The organism is Paraburkholderia sp. AV2 (assembly GCF_054968425.1).
Window position 1 is genome coordinate 1 of sequence record NZ_JBANLK010000103.1, and the last position, 2,931, is coordinate 2,931.

At 67.6% G+C, this 2,931-nt stretch carries 2 protein-coding genes; one reads left to right on the forward strand and one right to left on the reverse strand.

Translation table 11 applies throughout. The annotated features are described in order from the left end of the window. Positions 1 to 123: 123 nt before the first annotated feature. Positions 124 to 1,635, reverse strand: a complete 1,512-nt coding sequence (locus V8683_RS31200) for a CoA-acylating methylmalonate-semialdehyde dehydrogenase (protein ID WP_411192307.1) — start codon at positions 1,633 to 1,635, stop codon at positions 124 to 126. A 184-nt stretch (positions 1,636 to 1,819) separates the two neighbouring features. Here V8683_RS31200 and V8683_RS31205 point away from each other — a divergent pair, with 184 nt between their 5' ends. Next, positions 1,820 to 2,761, forward strand: a complete 942-nt coding sequence (locus V8683_RS31205; RefSeq protein WP_411192306.1) for a LysR family transcriptional regulator — start codon at positions 1,820 to 1,822, stop codon at positions 2,759 to 2,761. The last annotated feature ends 170 nt before the right edge of the window (positions 2,762 to 2,931 follow it).

The following is a 2,931-nucleotide window of genomic DNA, read 5'->3' on the forward strand; positions in this document are numbered from 1 at the left end:
CCCTAACGTCCGTATGCGGCCTGCGCGCTTCTTGGCCGGGGCCCGCATAGCAAAGGCCGGGGTCACCCTTAAAAACCGGCGCTCGCGGCACAATGACTGCGACTGCGTGGTTACGCGGCTTCGTTACTTCGCAACGGGCATCGTGAATTCGGCGCCCTTTTCGGTGCTTTCCGGCCAGCGCTGCATGATCGACTTCTGCTTCGTGTAGAAGCGCACGCCTTCCTCGCCGTAGGCGTGCATGTCGCCGAACAGGCTGCGCTTCCAGCCGCCGAAGCCGTGCCAAGCCATCGGCACCGGAATCGGCACGTTGATGCCCACCATGCCCACCTCGATCTGGCGGCCGAACTCGCGCGCCACGTGGCCGTCACGCGTGAAACAGGCCACGCCGTTGCCGAACTCGTGGTCGTTGATCAGTTGCACGGCCTCGGCAAAGTCCTTCACGCGCACGCACGCCAGCACCGGGCCAAAGATTTCTTCCTTGTAGATGCGCATTTCGGGCGTGACGTTGTCGAACAGCGTACCGCCCGTGAAGAAGCCGCTCTCGTGCCCCGGCACCTTCAGGCCGCGGCCGTCCACCACGAGCGTCGCGCCCTCTTCGACGCCGGTTGCGATGTAGCCCTCGATGCGTTCCAGCGCCTGCTGCGTCACCACCGGCCCCATTTCGGCATCCGCTTCCATGCCGTTCTTGACGACGAGGCTCTTCGCGCGCTCGGCCAGACGCGGCACGATCTTGTCGGCCACGTCGCCCACCAGCACCGCCACCGAGATCGCCATGCAGCGCTCGCCCGCCGAACCGTAGCCTGCGCCGATCAGCGCGTCCACGGCCTGGTCGAGGTCGGCGTCGGGCATCACGACCATATGGTTCTTCGCGCCACCCAGCGCCTGGACGCGCTTGCCGTGCTTCGCGCCGGTCTCGTAGATATAGTTCGCGATCGGCGTCGAGCCCACGAAGCTCACCGCCTTCACGTCGCGGTGCGCGAGCAGCGCGTCGACCACGACCTTGTCGCCCTGCACGACGTTGAACACGCCGTCCGGCAGGCCCGCTTCCTTGAGCAGACGCGCCATGAAGAGCGACGCCGACGGGTCGCGCTCGCTCGGCTTGAGGATGAACGTGCAGCCGGCAGCCAGCGCAACCGGGAACATCCAGCACGGCACCATGCAGGGAAAGTTGAACGGCGTGATGCCGGCCACCACGCCCAGCGGCTGGCGCACGGTCCAGTTGTCCATGCCCGTCGAAACCTGCTCCGTGTAGTCGCCCTTGAGCAGTTGCGGAATCCCGCAAGCAAATTCGATGACGTCGATACCGCGCGCAACCTCGCCCTGCGAGTCGGCAAATACCTTGCCATGCTCGGCCGTGATGATGGCGGCGAGTTCGTCCTTGTGGCGGTTCATCAACTCCAGAAAGCGCAGCATGACGCGCGCACGGCGGATGGGCGGCGTGTTGCTCCAACCCGGGAACGCGGCTTTCGCGCTAGCCACGGCGGCATCCACGTCGGCCAGCTCGCCCAGCACGAGGCGGCGGGCGGCGGTACCGGTCGCGGGATTGAAGACCGCCTGGGTGCGGTCGCCGGCGCCGCGTACAGTCTTGCCGCCAATGTAGTGAACCACGTCTGCGCTATCGGTATAGGCCTGCATGTCATCTCCTTGCGGGTTGTTCGATGGGACCCAGTGTACGTAGACCGCCCGGCCCTGCAAAGCCACGGCGGCTGAATTGATTGTTTTCGATGGCGAACAATCCGCAACGCGAATGGTGAAAGATGGGTCGGCGCGGTGCTATGATCGGACCCTGATCAGGAGACGTTCGGCGGGAATCATCGGCATGGACACGCAGAAGATCGAGGCGCTCTGGGCGCATCTGCACTGGCTCAGCGTGCTCGCGGAGCAAGGCAGCTACACGGCGGCGGCGGCACGCCTCGGCGTGAGCAAGGCGGCCATGAGCCAGCGCATTGCGGAGCTGGAGCGCGCGGCGGGTGTCGCACTGGTGCAGCGCACCACGCGCAGCGTGCGCTTTACCGAGGCGGGGCGGCAACTCGTGGAGGAAACGCGCGCGGAATTCGAACGCATCGCCGCGAGCTTCGCGAACGTGCGCGAGATGGCCGACGTGGTGCGCGGCACCGTGCGCGTCACGGCGCCCGTCGCGTTCGCGCGCCAGCAGCTCGTGCCGCGCCTCGCGCAATTCGTGCGCGCGAATCCCGAGGTACGCGTGCAACTGGAGCTTTCCGACCGGCTCACCTCGATCGCGACCGAAGGCTTCGACCTCGCGATCCGTCATAGCGCGCAAGTGCCGGAAACGCACGTGGCCTTCAAGCTCTGCGACACGCACTCCGTCATTGCCGCCACGCCGGCCTACCTCCGAAGGCGCGGCACGCCGCACACGCCGGCCGATCTCGCGGCACACGACTGCCTCTACTATCCGCGCACGCCGGGCCCCGGCGTCTGGTCGTTCGAGAAACCGGGCCGCCGCGCCGAGAACACCCGCGTCAGCGTGACCGTGAACGGCCCGGTCTCGGCCAACAACAGCGAAGCCTTGCGCGACGCCGCGCTCGAACACCTGGGCATCGCGCTCCTGCCCGATTTCAGCGCCCAGAGCGCGCTGCAGGGGCGCAAACTCGTCGTACTCCTGCCCAACTGGCGGCCGGTGGGCGCGTATGCGTCGCAACTGCATGTCGTGCGCCCGTACGGCGCGCACGTGCCACGCGCCGTCACGCGCTTCACCGAGTTCCTGCGGCAATCGTTCGAGGGCGGATTTCCGCTCGAATGAGTCGCGACAGATCCGGAGACACTCCATGACCGACACCCCCTCGCGGGGGCGCCCACAACGCCCCCGCCGGGAGCGGCTAGAGCGCGAGGGCCGGCGCGCGCGAGCCCCCGCCCGATGGGGGCGGGAACAACAGCGGAGCCCCTCACCCCCGCGAGACCCGCGCGGCGCGG

What these genes read in the sequence shown, in the direction of transcription:
- V8683_RS31200 (WP_411192307.1), bottom strand. Translation starts at nt 1,635, where the DNA reads ATGCAGGCCTATACCGATAGCGCAGACGTGGTTCACTACATTGGCGGC.
- V8683_RS31205 (WP_411192306.1), top strand. Translation starts at nt 1,820, where the DNA reads ATGGACACGCAGAAGATCGAGGCGCTCTGGGCGCATCTGCACTGGCTC.